This is a genomic window from Cupriavidus sp. CP313, from assembly GCF_054072015.1.
Genome location: NZ_JBSVZB010000002.1, coordinates 45207 through 62347, shown reverse-complemented (window position 1 = coordinate 62347; position 17141 = coordinate 45207). Strand labels below are relative to the sequence as shown.

At 68.6% G+C, this 17141-nt stretch carries 13 protein-coding genes; 3 read left to right on the top strand and 10 right to left on the bottom strand.

Going from position 1 to position 17141, the window contains the following annotated elements; translation table 11 throughout:
- Positions 1–10 precede the first annotated feature (10 nt).
- Genes ACW4E8_RS02505 through ACW4E8_RS02495 form a run of 3 tightly spaced genes read right to left on the bottom strand, consistent with a single transcriptional unit; the run spans position 11 to position 7902 of the window.
- Complete coding sequence (locus ACW4E8_RS02505; RefSeq protein WP_456803080.1) at positions 11–3310, bottom strand: efflux RND transporter permease subunit; 3300 nt, start codon at positions 3308–3310, stop codon at positions 11–13.
- Between the two features lie 2 nt (positions 3311–3312).
- Complete coding sequence (locus ACW4E8_RS02500; RefSeq protein ID WP_456803079.1) at positions 3313–6435, bottom strand: MdtB/MuxB family multidrug efflux RND transporter permease subunit; 3123 nt, start codon at positions 6433–6435, stop codon at positions 3313–3315.
- 9 nt (positions 6436–6444) lie between these two features.
- A complete protein-coding gene (locus ACW4E8_RS02495; protein WP_456803078.1) occupies positions 6445–7902 on the bottom strand; it encodes an MdtA/MuxA family multidrug efflux RND transporter periplasmic adaptor subunit in 1458 nt (485 codons plus the stop codon).
- Between the two features lie 337 nt (positions 7903–8239).
- Here ACW4E8_RS02495 and ACW4E8_RS02490 point away from each other — a divergent pair, with 337 nt between their 5' ends.
- Together ACW4E8_RS02490 and ACW4E8_RS02485 are read left to right on the top strand one after the other, a co-directional pair.
- The gene (locus ACW4E8_RS02490; RefSeq protein WP_456803077.1) at positions 8240–8983 is read left to right on the top strand and encodes a response regulator; all 744 of its coding nucleotides are present in this window, start codon (positions 8240–8242) and stop codon (positions 8981–8983) included.
- A gap of 49 nt (positions 8984–9032) precedes the next feature.
- On the top strand, positions 9033–10304 hold the full coding sequence (locus ACW4E8_RS02485) for an ATP-binding protein (RefSeq protein ID WP_456803076.1): 1272 nt from the start codon (positions 9033–9035) through the stop codon (positions 10302–10304).
- Positions 10305–10333: 29 nt separating this feature from the next.
- Here the strand turns inward: ACW4E8_RS02485 and plsY are convergent, their stop codons facing one another.
- The 6 genes from plsY to ACW4E8_RS02455 form a co-directional block, all read right to left on the bottom strand.
- Positions 10334–10942 carry a glycerol-3-phosphate 1-O-acyltransferase PlsY gene (plsY, locus tag ACW4E8_RS02480; protein WP_456803075.1) on the bottom strand — a complete coding sequence of 203 codons (609 nt, stop codon included), beginning with the start codon at positions 10940–10942 and terminating at the stop codon, positions 10334–10336.
- A 122-nt stretch (positions 10943–11064) separates the two neighbouring features.
- Positions 11065–11556: an aminoacyl-tRNA deacylase gene (locus tag ACW4E8_RS02475; protein WP_456803074.1), complete on the bottom strand. Its 492-nt coding sequence runs from the start codon at positions 11554–11556 to the stop codon at positions 11065–11067.
- Between the two features lie 23 nt (positions 11557–11579).
- Entirely contained in the window at positions 11580–12521 is a 942-nt protein-coding gene (gene xerD / locus ACW4E8_RS02470; protein ID WP_456803073.1) for a site-specific tyrosine recombinase XerD, read from the bottom strand.
- Complete coding sequence (locus ACW4E8_RS02465; protein WP_456803072.1) at positions 12518–12997, bottom strand: methylated-DNA--[protein]-cysteine S-methyltransferase; 480 nt, start codon at positions 12995–12997, stop codon at positions 12518–12520. Before ACW4E8_RS02465 ends, xerD begins: the two co-directional genes overlap by 4 nt.
- A gap of 105 nt (positions 12998–13102) precedes the next feature.
- The gene (locus tag ACW4E8_RS02460) at positions 13103–14071 is read right to left on the bottom strand and encodes a tripartite tricarboxylate transporter substrate binding protein BugE (RefSeq protein WP_456803071.1); all 969 of its coding nucleotides are present in this window, start codon (positions 14069–14071) and stop codon (positions 13103–13105) included.
- Positions 14072–14174: 103 nt separating this feature from the next.
- The gene (locus tag ACW4E8_RS02455; RefSeq protein ID WP_456803070.1) at positions 14175–14846 is read right to left on the bottom strand and encodes a chalcone isomerase family protein; all 672 of its coding nucleotides are present in this window, start codon (positions 14844–14846) and stop codon (positions 14175–14177) included.
- Positions 14847–15032: 186 nt separating this feature from the next.
- On the opposite strand from ACW4E8_RS02455, the gene ACW4E8_RS02450 reads away from it, so the two are divergent.
- Entirely contained in the window at positions 15033–15926 is an 894-nt protein-coding gene (locus ACW4E8_RS02450) for an AEC family transporter (protein WP_010812244.1), read from the top strand.
- On the opposite strand, the gene queG is transcribed toward ACW4E8_RS02450, so the two are convergent.
- Positions 15923–17128, bottom strand: a complete 1206-nt coding sequence (gene queG, locus ACW4E8_RS02445) for a tRNA epoxyqueuosine(34) reductase QueG (RefSeq protein ID WP_456803069.1) — start codon at positions 17126–17128, stop codon at positions 15923–15925. The two genes, ACW4E8_RS02450 and queG, sit on opposite strands and share 4 nt — an antisense overlap.
- Between the last annotated feature and the right edge of the window lie 13 nt (positions 17129–17141).

Sequence of the window (17141 nt, the reverse complement as noted above, 5' to 3'; positions counted from 1 at the left end):
CTTCGCAAATCTAGACGGCGGCCGGCTGGTCAGGTGTACGGGTACCGCGGCGGCGCTGGCGCCAGGCCTTGACCTTCAGGCGCCAGCGGTCCAGCGTCAGGTAGACCACCGGCGTGGTGTACAGCGTCAGCAACTGGCTCACCACCAGGCCACCGACAATGGAGATGCCCAGCGGCGCGCGCAACTCGGCGCCGTCGCCGCGGCCGATCGCCAGCGGCACCGCGCCCAGCAGCGCCGCCATGGTAGTCATCAGGATCGGGCGGAAGCGCAGCAGGCAGGCGCGGTAGATGGCGTCGCGCGGCGACAGGCCTTCGCGCCGTTCGGCATCGATGGCGAAGTCGATCATCATGATCGCGTTCTTTTTCACGATGCCGATCAGCAGGATCACGCCGATCAGCGCGATGATGCTGAAGTCGGTCTTCGATGCCAGCAGCGCCAGCAGCGCGCCCACGCCCGCCGACGGCAGCGTCGACAGGATCGTCAGCGGATGCACGTAGCTTTCATACAGCACGCCCAGCACGATATAGATCGTGATCAGCGCCGCCAGGATCAGGATCGGCTGGCTCTTGAGCGAATCCTGGAACGCCTTGGCGCCGCCCTGGAAGTTGGCGCGCAGCGTCTCCGGCACGCCGATGCGCGCCATCTCGCGCGTGATCGCGTCGGTCGCCTGCGACAGCGAAGTGCCCTCGGCCAGGTTGAACGAGATCGTCGAGGCCGCGAACTGGCCCTGGTGGTTCACGCCCAGCGGCGTGCTGGTCGGCGTCACGCGCGCGAACGCCGCCAGCGGCACGCGGTTGCCGTTGCCGGTGACCACGTAGATGTCCTTGAGCGCATCGGGTCCCTGCAGGTACTCCTGGCTCAGCTCCATTACCACGCGGTACTGGTTCAGCGGATGGTAGATGGTGGACACCAGCCGCTGGCCGAAGGCATCGTTGAGCACCGCATCCACCTGCTGCGCGGTCACGCCCCGGCGCGACGCCGCGTCGCGGTCGATGATCACCGAGGTCTGCAGGCCCTTGTCGTTGGTATCGGTGTCGATGTCCTCCAGCCCCTTCAGGTTCGACAGCGCGGCGCGCACCTTGGGCTCCCACGCGCGCAGCACTTCCAGGTCGTCGGACTGCAGCGTGAACTGGTATTGCGAACTGCTCTGCCGCCCGCCGATGCGGATATCCTGCACCGACTGCAGGAACAGGCTCGCGCCCGGCTCCTTGGCCAGCTTGCCGCGCAGCCGCGCGATGATGGCGTCGGCCGATTCCTTGCGCTCTGACAGCGGCTTGAGCGTGACGAACATCTGCCCGGTATTGCGCTGCGAGCCGCCGGTAAAGCCGGTCACGTTCTCCACCGCCGGATCCGACCGCACGATGGTGATGAAGTTGTCGAGCTTGCCGCGCATGGCCTGGAACGAGGTGGCCTGGTCGGCGCGGATAAAGCCGATCAGCCGGCCCGTGTCCTGCTGCGGGAAGAAGCCCTTGGGCACGATCACGTACAGGTACACGTTCAGCGCGATGGTGGCGATCAGCACCAGCCATACCAGCGGGCTGAAGCGCAGCGCCGTGGACAGCGAGCGCGCATAGCCGTCGTGCAGCCACTGGAACATGCGCTCGGTGGCGCGGAAGAAGCGGCCCTGCTTTTCCGGCTCGGGCGGGCGCAGCAGGCGCGCGCACATCATCGGCGTGGCGGTCAGCGATACCACCAGCGACACCAGGATCGCCACCGACAGCGTGATCGCGAACTCCTGGAACAGGCGGCCCACAATGCCGCCCATCATCAACAGCGGAATGAACACCGCGATCAGCGACAGGCTCATCGACAGCACCGTGAAGCCGACCTCGCGCGCGCCGCGCAGCGCGGCGGCGAGCGGCTTCATGCCTTCCTCGATATGGCGCGAGATGTTCTCCAGCACCACGATGGCATCGTCGACCACAAAGCCCGTGGCAATCGTCAGCGCCATCAGCGACAGGTTGTTCAGCGAGAACCCGGCCAGGTACATCACCGAGAACGTGCCGATCAGCGACACCGGCACCGCCACGCTGGGGATCAAGGTGGCGCGCACATTGCGCAGGAACACGAACACCACCATGATCACCAGCGCCACCGAGATCATCAGCGTGTTCTCGACCTCGCGCAGCGAGGCGCGGATGGTGGGCGTGCGGTCCATCATCACGTCCATCGAGATTGCCGCCGGGATCATCTTCTGCAGCTGCGGCAGCATCTCGTTGACGCGGTCCACGGTCTCGATGATGTTGGCGCCGGGCGAGCGGTTCAGCACCAGCAGCACCGACGGCTTGCCGTTGGCCGAGCCCGCGTTGCGGATGTCCTGCACCGAATCCACCACGTTGGCCACGTCGCGCAGCCGCACCGGCACCGCGAACGAATTGGGCCCGCTGGTGGCACTGGTGCCGCCGGTGGCGCCGCTGGTGATGGTGGTGGTGCCGCTGCTGGTGGTCAGCGTAGTCACGGTCACGCCGTTGACCACCTTGGTGCTGACGCCGCCGCTGGCGGCGGCGTTGGCGGTGCTGGCAATCAGCGCGCCCGCCGACGTCGACGAAAAGGTTCCCGGCGTGGCATAGCGGATGATCAGCGGCATGTAGTCTTCCGCCTTCATCGCCTGGTCGTTGGCGTAGACCTGCCAGTTGCTGGCGGCGTTCTCCAGCGTGCCCAGCGGCCGGTTGGCATTGGTCGCGCTGATGGTGTTGCGCACGTCCTCCAGCGAGATGCCGTAGTTGTTCAGCGCGGTCGGGTTCAGCTCCACCCGCACCGCCGGCAGCGAGGCCCCGCCGATGGTGACCTGGCCCACGCCATCGACCTGCGACAGCTTCTGCGCCAGGATGGTCGAGGCCGCGTCGTACAACTGCCCGCGCGTCATGGTCGGCGAGGTCAGCGCGATGATCATGATCGGCGCGTCGGCCGGGTTGACTTTGCGGTAGGTCGGGTTGTTGGGCAGGCTGGTCGGCAGCGTCGCGCGCGAGGCATTGATGGCCGCCTGCACGTCGCGCGCGGCGCCGTCGATATTGCGCGACAGGTCGAACTGCAGCGTCACCCGGGTCGAGCCGAGCGAGCTGCTGGAGGTGATCTCGGTCACGCCGGCGATGGTGCCCAGCGCGCGTTCCAGCGGCGTGGCCACGGTGGCGGCCATGGTCTCGGGGCTTGCGCCCGGCAGCGACGCCGACACCGAGATGGTGGGGAAGTCCACCTGCGGCAGCGGCGACACCGGCAGCAGCCGCAGCGCGGCCAGCCCGGCCAGCAGGATGCCGAGCGTCAGCAGCGCGGTCGCGACCGGCCGGTGGATAAAGGCAGCGGAGAGGTTCATTGCTAGACCGGCTCCTCGCCCGTGCCGCCTTCTTCCGGATCGCCGAAGCGGCGCTTGCGCCAGCCCTTCACGCGCGTGGCGACGCGGTCGAACGCCAGGTAGATCACCGGCGTGGTGAACAGCGTCAGCACCTGGCTGACCAGCAGGCCGCCCACCATGGTCACGCCCAGTGGCCGGCGCAGCTCGCTGCCGATGCCGGAGCCCAGCATCAGCGGCAGCGCCGCCAGCAGCGCCGCCATGGTGGTCATCATGATCGGGCGGAAGCGCAGCAGGCAGGCCTGGAAGATCGCGTCGCGCGGGCGCATGCCGCCCTCGCGCTCGGCCTCGAGCGCGAAGTCGATCATCATGATCGCGTTCTTCTTGACGATGCCGATCAGCAGGATGATGCCGATGATCGCGATGATGCCCAGGTCCAGGTCCGCCACCAGCAGCGCCAGCAGCGCGCCCACGCCGGCCGACGGCAGCGTCGACAGGATGGTGACCGGGTGGATGGTGCTTTCATACAGCACGCCCAGCACGATATACATCGTCACCACCGCCGCCAGGATCAGCCACAGCGTGTTCGACAGCGAGGCGCGGAAGGCCAGCGCGGCACCCTGGAAGCTGGTCTGCATCGAGATCGGCAGGCCCAGTTCGTGTTCCACCTTGGTGATCTTGTCGACCGCGGCACCCAGCGATTCGCCGTGCGCCAGGTTGAACGAGATCGTCGCCGCCGGGAACTGCCCCTGGTGGTTGATCACCAACGGGCCGGTGCGCTCCGTGATGCGCGCGAACGATCCCAGCGGCACCTGGCCGCCGGAAGAGGAGGGCAGGCGCAGGTCGGCCAGCGACTGCGGGCTTTTGCGGAACTCGGGCATGGTCTCGAGCACCACGCGGTACTGGCTGGATTGCGTGAAGATGGTCGACACCAGGCGCTGGCCGAAGGCGCTGTACAGCGCGCTGTCGATCACCGCGGTGGTGATGCCGAAGCGCGCCGCGGCGTCGCGGTCGATATCGACATAGGCGCGCAGGCCGTTGTTCTGCTGGTCGCTGGTGACTTCGCGCAGCTCGGGCTCCTGGCGCAGGCGTTCCACCAGCTTGGGCACCCACGCGGCCAGCGTGGCGGGATCGGGGTCCTCGACGGTGAACTGGTACTGCGTGCGCGAGACCTTGTCCTCGATGGTCAGGTCCTGCACCGGCTGCGTGTACAGGGACACCCCGCCCAGTTCGTGCACGGCCTGCTGCAGCCGCTGCGTGACCACTTCGATGGGGTCGCGCTCGCCCTTGGGCTTGAGGTTGATCAGCATGCGCCCGGCATTGAGCGTGGTGTTGGTGCCGTCCACGCCGATGAACGACGACAGGCTTGCCACTGCCGGGTCCTGCATCACCACCTTGGCCACCGCCTGCTGCCGGCGCGCCATGGCGTCGAACGAGGTGGTCTGGGCGGCCTCGGTGATGCCCTGGATCACGCCGGTGTCCTGCACCGGGAAGAAGCCTTTGGGCACCAGCAGGTACAGCAGCACGGTTAGCACCAGCGTGGCCACGGCCACCACCAGCGTGGCCTTCTGGCGGTCCAGCACCCACTCCAGCGCGCGGCCGTAGCGGTCGATCACGTTGTCGAAGAAGCGGCCGCTGGCGCGGTGAAAGCGCGACAGCTTTTCATCCGGCACGTGGTGCAGCAGGCGCGCGCACATCATCGGCGTAAGCGTCAGTGATACCACCGCCGAGATCAGGATCGACACCGCCAGCGTAATGGCGAACTCGCGGAACAGGCGCCCGACCACATCGCCCATGAACAGCAGCGGGATCAGCACCGCCACCAGCGAGAAGGTCAGCGAGATGATGGTGAAGCCAATCTGCTTAGAACCCTTCAGCGCCGCCGCCATCGGCGAATCGCCTTTCTCGATGTAGCGCATGATGTTCTCGATCATCACGATCGCATCATCGACCACGAAGCCGGTGGCGATGGTCAGCGCCATCAGCGTCAGGTTGTTGATCGAGAACCCGGCCAGGTACATCACGCCGAAGGTGCCCACCAGCGACAGCGGCACCGCCACGCCCGGGATGATGGTGGCCGGTATATTGCGCAGGAACAGGAAGATCACCAGCACCACCAGCGCGATCGCCAGCAGCAGCTCGAACTGCACGTCCTCGACCGAGGCGCGGATGGTGGTGGTGCGGTCGGTCAGCAGCTGCACGTGGACCGAGGCCGGCAGCGCATTCTGCAGCTGCGGCAGCAGCGCCTTGATGCGGTCCACCACTTCGATCACGTTGGCGCCCGGCTGGCGCTGGATGTTCAGCACGATCGCGGGCTTGTCGTTGGCCCAGGCAGCCAGGCGGCTGTTCTCGGGGCCGTCGACGATCTCGGCCACGTCGGTGATGCGGATCGGCGCGCCGTCCTTGTAGGCCAGGATGATCTGGCGGTACTCGTCGGCCGAGCGCAGCTGGTCGTTGGCGTCGATGGTGGAGGCGCGCGCCGGCCCGTCGAAGCTGCCCTTGGCGCCGTTCACGTTGGAGGCGCCGATGGCGGTGCGCAGGTCGTCGATCGACATGCCCAGCGAGGCCAGCGCGGTCGGGTTGGCCTGGATGCGCACCGCGGGGCGCTGGCCGCCGCTGATGGTGACCAGCCCCACGCCCTGGATCTGCGAGATCTTCTGCGCCACGCGCGTATCGACCATGTCCTGCAGCTTGGGCAGCGGCATGGTGTCCGAGGTCATGGCGATGGTCATGATCGGCGCGTCGGCCGGGTTGACCTTGCTGTAGACCGGCGGCATCGGCAGGTCTGACGGCAGCAGGTTGCTGCCAGCGTTGATGGCGGCCTGCACCTCCTGCTCGGCCACGTCCAGCGGCAGCGTCAGCTCGAACTGCAGCGTGATCACCGAAGCGCCGCCCGACGAGGACGACGACATCTGCTTCAGGCCCGGCATCTGGCCGAACTGGCGCTCCAGCGGCGCGGTCACCGACGAGGTCATCACGTCCGGGCTGGCGCCGGGGTAGAGCGTGGTGACCTGGATGGTCGGGTAGTCGACCTCGGGCAGCGCTGACAGCGGCAGCAGCCGGTACGCCACCAGCCCGGACAGCAGGATGGCCAGCATCAGCAGCGCCGTGGCGACCGGGCGCTCGATGAAGAGGCGTGAGGGGTTCATGCGCGGTCCTTACTGCGGCTGGCGGCGGGGGCCATCGGCGCCCGGCGCGCTGGCGCCGGCGTCGCGGTGGCGGCGATGTTCGCCGGCCACGCCGGAAGCGCCGGAGGCCGCGGCCCCACTGGCGTCGGCGTGCGCGCCGCTGGCACCGCCGTCCCGGTTGCGGCGGCCGCGCCCGCGCGGCTGGCTGGCCGGCACCACCGCGGCGGCACGTGCGGCCGGATCGACGGCTTCGACGGTCATGCCTTCCTTGAGGCGATCGGCGCCGTCCACCACCACGCGCTGGCCGGGCTCCAGGCCCTTGAGCACCGCGTTGCGGCTGCCGTCGCCCGGACCGAGCGTGACCACCTGCACCTTGACCTTGCTGGCCTCGTCCACGGTGTAGACAAAGGTGCCCTGCTGGCCGCGCTGGATTGCGGCGACCGGGATCACGGTGGCGTCCCTGAGGGTATCGACGCGCGTGCGCACGTTGACGAACTGGTTGGGGAACAGCATGCCGTCTTCATTGGGGAAGACCGCCTTGAGCTTGACCGTTCCGGTGGTGGTGTCGATCTGGTTGTCGGTGGTCAGCAGCGTGCCTTCGCCCAGCTGGTTGCGCACCTGGCGGTCCCATGCCTGCACTGGCAGCTTCTCGCCGGCATTGAGCTTCTTCAGCACCGAGGGCAGGTTGTCCTCGGGGATGGTGTACATCACAGCAATGGGCTGGATCTGCGTGATCAGCGCGATGCCGTTGGTGTCGCCGGTATTGACGATATTGCCCGGGTCCACCTGGCGCAGGCCGATGCGGCCCGACACCGGCGCCACGATCCTGGTGTAGCCCAGCTGCAGGCGCGCGTTGGCGACATTGCCCTGGTCGGTCTTGACCACGCCCTCGTACTGGCGCACCAGCGCGTCCTGGGTATCGACCTGCTGCTTGGAGATCGAGTCCTGGCCCAGCAGGGTGCGGTAGCGCTGCTGGTCCAGCCTGGCGTTCTGCAGCAGTGCCTGGTCGCGTGCCAGCTGGCCCACGGCCTGGTCCAGCGCGGCCTGGAACGGGCGCGGGTCGATCTCGGCCAGCACGTCGCCGGCCTTGACCATCTGGCCTTCCTTGAACAGCACCTTGAGCAGCGGGCCGGACACCTGCGCGCGCACGGTGACGTTGGACACCGGGGTCACATTGCCCAGGCCGTTGAGCACCACGTCCATATCGCGCTTGGCCACGGTGGCGACCACCACGGGCGAGCGCGGCATGCCGGGGCCACCGGCGCCACCACGCGCGCCCGGGCCGCTGGCGCCCCGCTGCGCGCCTGCCGCCTGCTCCGGCGCCTGGCCGCGATGGGCATACCAGTACCAGGCGCCCGCCGCGAGCAGCAGCACCAGCACGCCGGCGGTCAGCCGGCGCCGGCCGGTGTGCCGCGGCGGAGTGCCCTCGGGCGGACGCGAAGACGGGGTCGGGGTGGGGGTAGGTTGGCCTTGTTCGGGGTTGGACATGTCCGCAAATCCTGGGGGCGGCGCGCGCGGCGCCGGCAATGTTCGGTCTGGCAAGTGACGATGCAGCAGTATGCCGCAACGCCACGGGCGCCGGCCCGCTGCGTGGAAGGGCACGCCGCAGGGTGGCCGGCAGGCCGGCAAGTGCCGTGTGGCGCGCAATGCCGCGGCGCCGGTGGCACGTCATGCCGCAAGGATAATGTGCGGGCCCGGACGCCCGTATTTCGGCGCCCGGCGCTTTTATTACAGCGGATTACCAGCGCCCCGGGTGTAACCTCCGGAAACAAAACCGCCCGGCCAAACCGGCGTGTGTGACGCCCGGGCTGACTATCATGTGCCTATGCGAACGAACCAGCCTACCCAGATCCTCGTCGTCGACGACGATCCCGAACTTCGCGACCTGCTGCGCGAGTACCTGACCCAGCAGGGTTTTGCCGTCTCGGTGATGCATGACGGCGACGGCCTGCAGGCGCGCCTGGAGCGCGAGCGCCCGGCGCTGATCGTGCTGGACCTGATGATGCCCAAGGTCGACGGCCTGACCGCGCTGCGCAACCTGCGCGCCAAGAACGACGATATCCCGGTGATCCTGCTCACGGCCCGCAGCGACGAGATCGACCGCATCGTCGGGCTTGAGATCGGCGCCGACGACTACCTTGGCAAGCCGTTTTCGCCGCGCGAACTGCTGGCGCGCATCAATGCCGTGCTGCGCCGCAAGCTGGCGCGCCCGGCGGCGGCGCCCGAGGACCGCGAATCGGTCGCCTTCGGCCCGTTCCGCGTCAATTTCCGCCAGCGCACGCTGAGCCGTGCCGGCCAGACGCTGTCGATCAGCGATACCGAGTTTGCGCTGCTCAAGCTGCTGCTGATGCATCCGCTGGAAGTGCTGTCGCGCGAGCGCATCGTCGAGCTGATGTACGGCAGCGCCAGCGGCATCAGCGACCGCGGCATCGACGTGCAGATCTGGCGCCTGCGCCGGCTGCTGGATGAAGACGCGCAGCGCCCGCGCTATATCCAGACCGTGCGCGGGCGCGGCTACACCTTCGTGCCCGACGAAGCGGAAGAGATTTCCGCAGGGCTTCCCGAATAATGGCCGCGGCGGCCACTAGCCCCCGTTTGCCACCAGATCCTGCTTTCCGATGAAGTTGCGACGTATCGACACCCTGTTCGGCCGCATTGCGCTGCTGATTGCCGCCGTGCTTGTGATCAGCCATTTCTCATGGCTGGCCATCCTGCGCATGGACCGCCGCCAGCAGCAGGTGGACTATTCGGTGGAGCAGATGCTGTTCCAGCTCGACAGCATCGAGCGCGCGCTCGATGCGCGTCCGCCGGCGAAGCTGCCCAGCCTGGTGGAGACGGCCGACACGGCCGACGCCGAAGAGCATGCCACCGTGCCCAAGGGCGGGCGCTCGCGCCGGCTGGTCGAGCAGTTCATCGGCAGGCTGCCGCAGGGCACCGAGATCCGGCTGGAGGACGAAACCACGCCGCGCATCTGGATCAAGCTGCCCAGCCGCGCCCGCTGGATCGCCATGCCGATCCTGTGGGTCCACAATCCGCCGCCCGACAACCGGCTGGTGCCGGGCGTGATGCTGGTGGTGGGCGTGGCAATCATCTTTGCCGTGCTGATCGCCTGGCAGATCCAGCGGCCGGTGCGCGACATGGCCAATGCGGCAGAGCTGCTGTCGCGCCAGCACGCCGTGCCGCCGCTGCGCGAGCGCGGCCCACATGAGCTGCGCCAGCTGATCGAGCGTTTCAACCGCATGGTGGCCGACCTGGCGCGCATTGACCAGGAGCGCAACACCATGCTGGCCGGCATCGCGCATGACCTGAAGACACCGCTGGCGCGGCTGCGCCTGCGCGCCGAGCTGCTGGCCGATCCCAAGGCCGCCGCGGGGGTGACGCGCGACGTGGAGTCCATGTCGGCCATCGTCGAACAGTTTTTGAGCTTCGCGCAGACCAGCGAGTCGACCGCGCGGCCGGTGCCGGTGGACCGGCGTGTTAATGAGCTGGCCGCGTCGCTGGCCGAGCAGGAGCGCCAGGTGGTGCTGTCGCTGGGCGCGGGCGAGGGCTTCCGCATGATCGCCACGCAGCTGGACCGCATCGTCGGCAACCTGGTCGACAACGCCTACGCCTATGGCAAGCCGCCGGTGTGCATTGCGACCGCGCGCACGCCGGAGGGTTTCCTGCTGGTGGTGGAGGACCAGGGCGCCGGCATTCCCGAGGATGACAAGGAGCGCGCCACGCTGCCCTTTGTGCGGCTGGACCCGGCTCGGGGCGGCAATGCGCACTCCGGGCTGGGGCTGGCGATCGTGGACCGGCTGGTGCGGCAGGCGGGTGGGAAGCTGAACCTGGTGAATGCCGACGGCGGCGGCTTCCGGGTGGAGATGCTGTTTGGGGCAGCCGAGGCCTGAGCCGGCGTCAGGGCTGCCTCAGGCCGTTTTCAAACCTTCTTCTTCTCCCCGATCCGACTCTCCTTCCCGGCCAGCAGCTTGGCAATATTCTGCCGGTGCCGCGCAATCAGCAGCACGCTGATCGCGAGGATCGCCCCCGTCATCACATCTACGCCGTTCATCAGCACATGGAAGAACGGCGCGAAGATCGCCGCCACCAGCGCCGCCAGCGACGAGTAGCGGAAGAAGAACGCGATGATCAGCCACGTGGCCAGCGTGCCCAGGCCCAGGATCGGGTCGATGGCCAGCAGGATGCCGGCCGCGGTGGCCACGCCCTTGCCGCCGGCGAAGCGGTGGTACACCGGGAACAGGTGCCCCAGGAAGACCGCCAGCGCCACCATGGCCAGGCCGGTTTCGTTCAGCCCGTAGGCCGGCCCGAAGCGCGCCGCCAGCCATACCGCCAGCCAGCCCTTCAGGGCATCGCCGATCAGCGTCAGGATGGCGGCCTTCTTGTTGCCGGTGCGCAGCACGTTGGTGGCGCCGGGATTGCCGGAGCCATAGGAGTGCGGGTCCGGCAGCCCCATCAGCTTGCTGACGACCACAGCGAAGGAAACGGAGCCGATCAGGTAGGCGGCAAGGGCGAAAAGCAGATTGGCCATGTGTAGTGGGGTGTTTTCAGGCTGGCGCGATTGTAGCGCGGCAGGGGCCTCGCTACGTCCGTGACTTCCCGGATTGGCATCGAGGCTTCCCTCGGTTTGCGCGGGGGCGCTCAGTCATGTGCTCAGTCAGGCAGTGCGCATTGCACCGGCTGGGCGTCCACCAGCATGGCCAGCAGCTTCGGGTCCAGGCTGACCAGGTAGCCGCGGCGCCCGCCGTTGATATAGATGCGCGCCAGCTCCAGCACGGTCGATTCGACGTAGACCGGCATGCGCTTGCGCGTGCCGAAGGGCGAGGTGCCGCCCACCATGTAGCCGCTGTGGCGCTGCGCCACCTCGGGCTTGCACGGCTGCACGCTCTTGCGGCCGGCCTGGCGCGCCAGGTTCTTGGTCGAGACCGAGCAGTCGCCGTGCATCAGCACCACCAGCGGCTGCGCTCGCTCGTCTTCCATGATCAGCGTCTTGATCACGTCGTGCTCGGGAACGCCCAGCTGGCGCGCCGATTCGCCGGTGCCGCCGTGCTCGACATAGTCATACGGATGCTCGCCGAAGGCGACGCCATGCTTGCGCAGGTACTGCGTGGCGGGGGTTTCTGATACGTGCCTGGTCTTGCTCATGACAGTGGTCGCCGCCCGCTTGCTCAGCCGCGCGGATGGTGCTGCCGGTGCAGCTCGCGCAGGCGTTCGCGGGCGACGTGCGTATAGATCTGGGTGGTGGAAATATCGGCGTGGCCCAGCAGCAGCTGCACCACGCGCAGGTCGGCGCCATGGTTCAGCAGGTGCGTGGCAAAGGCGTGCCGCAGCGTGTGCGGCGACAGCGGCGCGTGCACGCCGGCATCGCGCGCATGGCGCTTGATCAGGTGCCAGAACGCCTGCCGCGTCATGCCTTCGCCGCGCTGCGTGACAAAAAGCGCGTCGCAGGCGCGCCCGGCCAGCAGCGCGGGGCGCGCACTGGCCAGGTAGCGGCGCAGCCAGTCGCCGGCCTGCTGGCCGAACGGCACCAGCCGCTCCTTGTCGCCCTTGCCGCCGACCACGCGCGCCACGCCTTCGTTCAGGCCGATCTCGACGGTCTTCATCTGCGTGAGCTCCGACACGCGCAGCCCGCTGGCGTACATCAGCTCCAGCATGGTGCGGTCGCGCAGCCCCAGCGGCGTGTCGGTATCGGGCGCTTCGAGCAGCGCGTCGACCTGGGACTCGGTCAGGGTCTTGGGGTAGCGCGGCGGCTGCTTGGCGGGGCGCAGCAGCAGGCAGGGGTCGGCTTCGACCAGGTGTTCGCGCAGCGCCCACTGGTAGAAGCGGCGGAACACCGCCAGGCGCCGGTTGGCCGACGAGGCGCGGGTCTGCGTGTGGCGCGCGTTGAAGTAGGCCGACAGCGCGCCGTCGTCTGCGCCCAGCAATTCACCGCGGTGCTCATGCTGCAGCCAGCGCGCCAGCAGCGTCAGGTCGCGCCGGTAGGCATCGATGGTGTTGCGCGAGAGGCCGTCTTCCAGCCACAGCGCGTCGCAGAAGCGGCTGACCAGCGCGACGTCGGCGTCGCTGGGCGCGGCGGCGATGTCGGGTGCCTGGGCGGCGGCGCCGCTCATATCAGCATGGCGCCCTCATGGCGCAGCAGCCAGCGTTTGACGTCGAGGTAGAAGCCGTCTTCGGCATGGTGCGAGAAGCCGCCGATGCCGCGCGCCGAGACCACGCGATGGCAGGGGATCACGATCGGGAAAGGGTTCTGCCCGCAGGCCTGGCCCACCGCGCGCGGCATCGCGCCAATGGCCTCGGCGATGGTGCCATAGGTGGTCACCGCGCCGCGCGGCACCGCGCTGATGGCCTGCCACACGCGCTGCTGGAAATCGCTGCCGGCCGGGGCCAGCGGCAGGTCGAAGGCGGCGTCGGGATTGGCGTAGTAGGCCTCCAGTTGCGCCGCGAGCTGTTGCGTCAGCGCGTCCGCCGGGGCGCGTGCCTCGACGTGCTCGGGAAGGTACACGATGGCCCGGATGCGCGCGCCGTCCGTGCGCACCCCGATCTTGCCGAACGGGGCGGTGAGGATGGCGTCATAGGTGGCGAGCATGGCGGTCAGGCTGGGGCGAATGCTGGATTTTAGTCTTTTTGGCGCGGGCAAGAAAAAAGGGCCGCCTCGCGGCAGCCCTTTGCGGGTGGCGTCACACCGGCCGGATCATTGCTCCAGCTTGATGTTCTGCACCTTCACAAGATTTTTCATCTTGTCGAATTCCTTCTTGATCTCGGCCGCATGCTGCGCCGGCGTGTTGCCCGACGGCTCCGCGCCCGCGGCGAGCAGGCGCTGCTGGAAGTCCTTGTCCTGCAGGGCCTTGACGGCGGCTTCGTTGAGCTTCTTGATGACGTCGTCGGGCGTGCCGGCCGGTGCCACCAGGCCGTACCAGGCCGGGTCGTTCGGCTCCTTCAGGCCCATTTCGCCGAAGGTCGGCACATTCGGCAGCGACTCCAGGCGCTTGTTCCAGGCCACCACGATCGGGCGCAGCTTGCCGGCCTTGATGTAGGGGATCGAAGAGGGCAGGTTGTCCACCATGATCGGCACCTGGCCGGCCAGCACGTCGTTCAGCGCCGGGCCCGCGCCGCGGTAAGGGATATGGACCATGAAGGTCTTGGTCGAGACCTTGAACTGCTCGCCCAGCATGTGGCCGAAGCCGCAGGTGCCCGACGAGGCGTACGAATACTTGCCCGGGTTGGCCTTCAGCACGGCCAGGAACTCCTTGTAGTCCTTGGCCGGGAAGTTCGGGTTCACGGCGATCACGTTGGCCACGTTGGCCAGATTGGTGATGGGCTTGAAGTCCTTGATCGGGTCGTACGACAGCTTGGGGTTGCAGGCCGGGTTCACGGCCATGGTCGAGACCGTGGAGATGCCGATGGTGTAGCCGTCCGGCGCGGCCTTGGCGATCGCGTCAGCACCGATCGAACCGCCCCCGCCGGCGCGGTTCTCCACCACCACGGGCTGGCCCAGGATGCGGCTCATCTGGTCCGCGGCGCCGCGGCCGACGATGTCGGTGGTGCCGCCGGGTGCGAACGGAATGATCAGTCGGATCGGCTTGGTGGGGTAGCTCTGGGCCTGCGCCGCGGTGGCGGCGGCGGCCAGGGCCAGGGTCAGTGCGAGTTTGCCAGCTTGCATGAGATCATGTCTCCCGTCAGGAAATCCGGGCAGGGTGCCGCCCGGAAGCAAAAAAACCGTCGCAGTGCCACAGGTGGGGCCGTGCGCCGGCAGCGTCATTGTGTCAGCCGCCCAGCAGCCCGCGCTTGACCTCGGCGTCGACCGGGCGCTCGCCCAGGAAGACCCGCAGCACGGCCTGGTAGAAGTCTTCGCCCGGGATCGGCCGGCCGCGAGGCGTGCCGTTGATGGCGACGACGGTCCCCGTCTGCGGGGAAAAATCCAGGTTGATCACGTCGCCCTTGTGCGCGGTGCCGACCTCGCCCAGGGTTCGCTCGAACTGTACCAGCCGCGTGGCCAGTTCCTGCATCTGCTGCTCGCTGTGGTTGTTGCGGATGCCCTGGCGGATAGCGCGCATGAGGGCCGGCGGTTCAGCCTCGCGCAGCATGCGCAACTGCAGCCGCTTGGTGCCTGGCGTGCCCAGCACCAGGGCCGCGTTGCGGGCTTTCTCCTGCAGGTACAGGGCGGCCACGTAGCCCTTGGCCAGGAAGCCCGCGCGCAGGGCGGTGCCGTTGAGCTGCAGTTCCTTGCCGCCCACGCGCGCCGCATCGTCAAAACGTATCCCTTCGATCTCCACCGAGCGCGCCGGCATGGGCACGGCGCCCGCGGCCGTGGCGGCGCACAGCGCCACCAGCACGGCGGCCAGGCGCAGGCAGCGGCCCGGGTACAGACCAGGGCGGAAGGGGGCTCGGAGGTGGGTGTCCGGGCGCGGCGGCGCGGACCGGGTGCGGGACAACATGGCGGCAGGCGTACAACTTGGCATGCCATGCTGGCCTAAATCTGGAAAAATACCTATCCGTATCTGCCCTAGTCTGCACATTCCGGTTTTTTGCCGTTATCCACCCCCGCCGCCGCCGCTGCAATCCCGCGCGACGGCCCGCAGGGCAGCTGCCGCGTCATGCCACCGCCACTACAACAACGATAAATGTCTTCTGCTCTCCTGCTGGTCCCGGACTTCAGCCTGATCCTCATCGGCTGGCTGCTGGTGCGCTATACCCCGTTCGACCGCGCCTTCTGGGGCGGCGTGGAGCGCCTGGTCTACTTCGTGCTGTTCCCGGCGCTGCTGCTGCAGTCGACCAATACCGCGGTGCTGGATTTCTCGTCGACCTCGGCCATGCTGGGGCTGGCGCTGCTGGTGATGGCCACCGGCATGGCCGGCGGCTACGCCGTCAAATGGGTGTTGCGGCCGGACGCGCTGAGCTTTGCCTCGGGCCTGCAGACCGCGTTCCGCTTCAATTCCTATATTGGGCTGGCGCTGGCCTCGCGCCTGGGCGGCTCCGAGGGGCTGGCGCTGATGGCGGTGATCGTCGGCTGCACGGTGCCGCTATGCAACGTGGCGGCGGTGTGGGCGCTGGCGCGGCATGGGCAGACCGCGCTGTGGAAGGAGCTGGCGCGCAACCCGCTGATCCTGGCCACCGCCGGCGGCCTGCTGACCAACCTGATGGGGCTGCATGCGCCCGAGGTGCTGGGCATGACGCTGAACCGGCTGGGCTCGGCCTCGACCGCGCTGGGGCTGATGACGGTGGGTGCCGGGCTGCAGATGAGCGGCGCCACCGGCACTGCGGGGCCGGTGGCCTGGTGGACCGGGGTCAAGCTGCTGGCGATGCCGTGTGTGGCCTGGCTGGTGGGGCGGCACCTGCCGCTGACCGCGCTGCAGTACCAGATCGTGGTGCTGTATGCCTCGCTGCCCACCGCTTCCAGCGCCTATATCCTGGCGGTGCGCATGGGCGGCAACGGGCCGATGGTGGCGGCGACGATTTCGCTGATGACGGTGGCGGCGATCGTGACCACGCCGCTGTGGCTGGCGCTGGTCAGCTAGTCCGGCGGCGGGCCGCCCTGGGCCAGGGCCCAGTCGATGTGCTCGCGCACCAGCGGCGTGGCGGCCTCGCGCCGCTCCTGCAGCGCCGCGCGGATGCGCGCGGCCAGGGCCGCGTCTTCGGCGCGCGTGCCCGACAGCGCCGCGCGCAGGCTGTTGCCCAGCCCCACCGCCAGGTTGCGCAGCCAGCGCTCATGGCCGATGCGGCGGATCGGGCTGCCTTCGAGCCGCTGGTTGAATTCCGCTTCGGTCCACTGGAACAGCGCCACCATGTCGGGCGCGTCCAGCCCGTTGCGCACGTCGAAGTCCGGCACCATGGCCACATGCGCGAACTTGTTCCACGGGCAGGCCAGCTGGCAGTCGTCGCAGCCGTAGACGCGGTTGCCCATCGGCGCGCGGAACTCCACCGGGATCGGGCCCTTGTGCTCGATGGTCAGGTAGGAGATGCAGCGGCGCGCATCCAGCCGGTACGGCGCCACGATGGCACGCGTGGGGCAGATGTCCAGGCAGCGGTGGCAGTTGCCGCAGTGGCCGGACTCGGGCGGGTCGGCCGGCAGCGGGATGTCGACCAGGATCTCGCCCAGGAAGAACATCGAGCCGCCGTCGCGGTCCAGCAGCAGCGTATGCTTGCCGCGCCAGCCGAGTCCGCCCTGGCTGGCCAGCGCCACTTCCATGACGGGTGCGGAATCGGTAAAGACGCGGTAGCCGAATTTTCCGATTTCGGCCTCGATCCGGCTGGCCAGTTGCTGCAGGCGGCTGCGCAGCACCTTGTGATAATCGCGGCCGCGCGCATACAGCGACACCACCGCGGTGGCCGGATCATCCAGCCGCGCCAGCTCGTGGCGGCGCCAGTCGGTGGCGCCGGCCTGGGCGCCGGCGGCCGGAATGTACGGCATCCGCGCCACGATCGCGCGCACGGTGCCGGGCACCAGTTCGGCCGGCCGGGCGCGCCGCAGGCCGTGGTTCGCCATATAATCCATGTCGCCGTGGTAGCCCTGTGCCAGCCACGCCATCAGCCCCGGCTCGGCATGACTGAGGTCGACATCGGCAATGCGCACGGAGGCAAAGCCCAGTTCCGCGCCCCATGCGCGGATCGACGCGGCCAGCGCCGCAAGTTCCCCGGGGCCCGTGGCCAGGTGGCCGGCGGTGCCGGGAACGGGGGTAGGTGGCGCATCTGCCTGCCCTGGGGCGACTCGGTCGATCATCCCTGAATTGTAC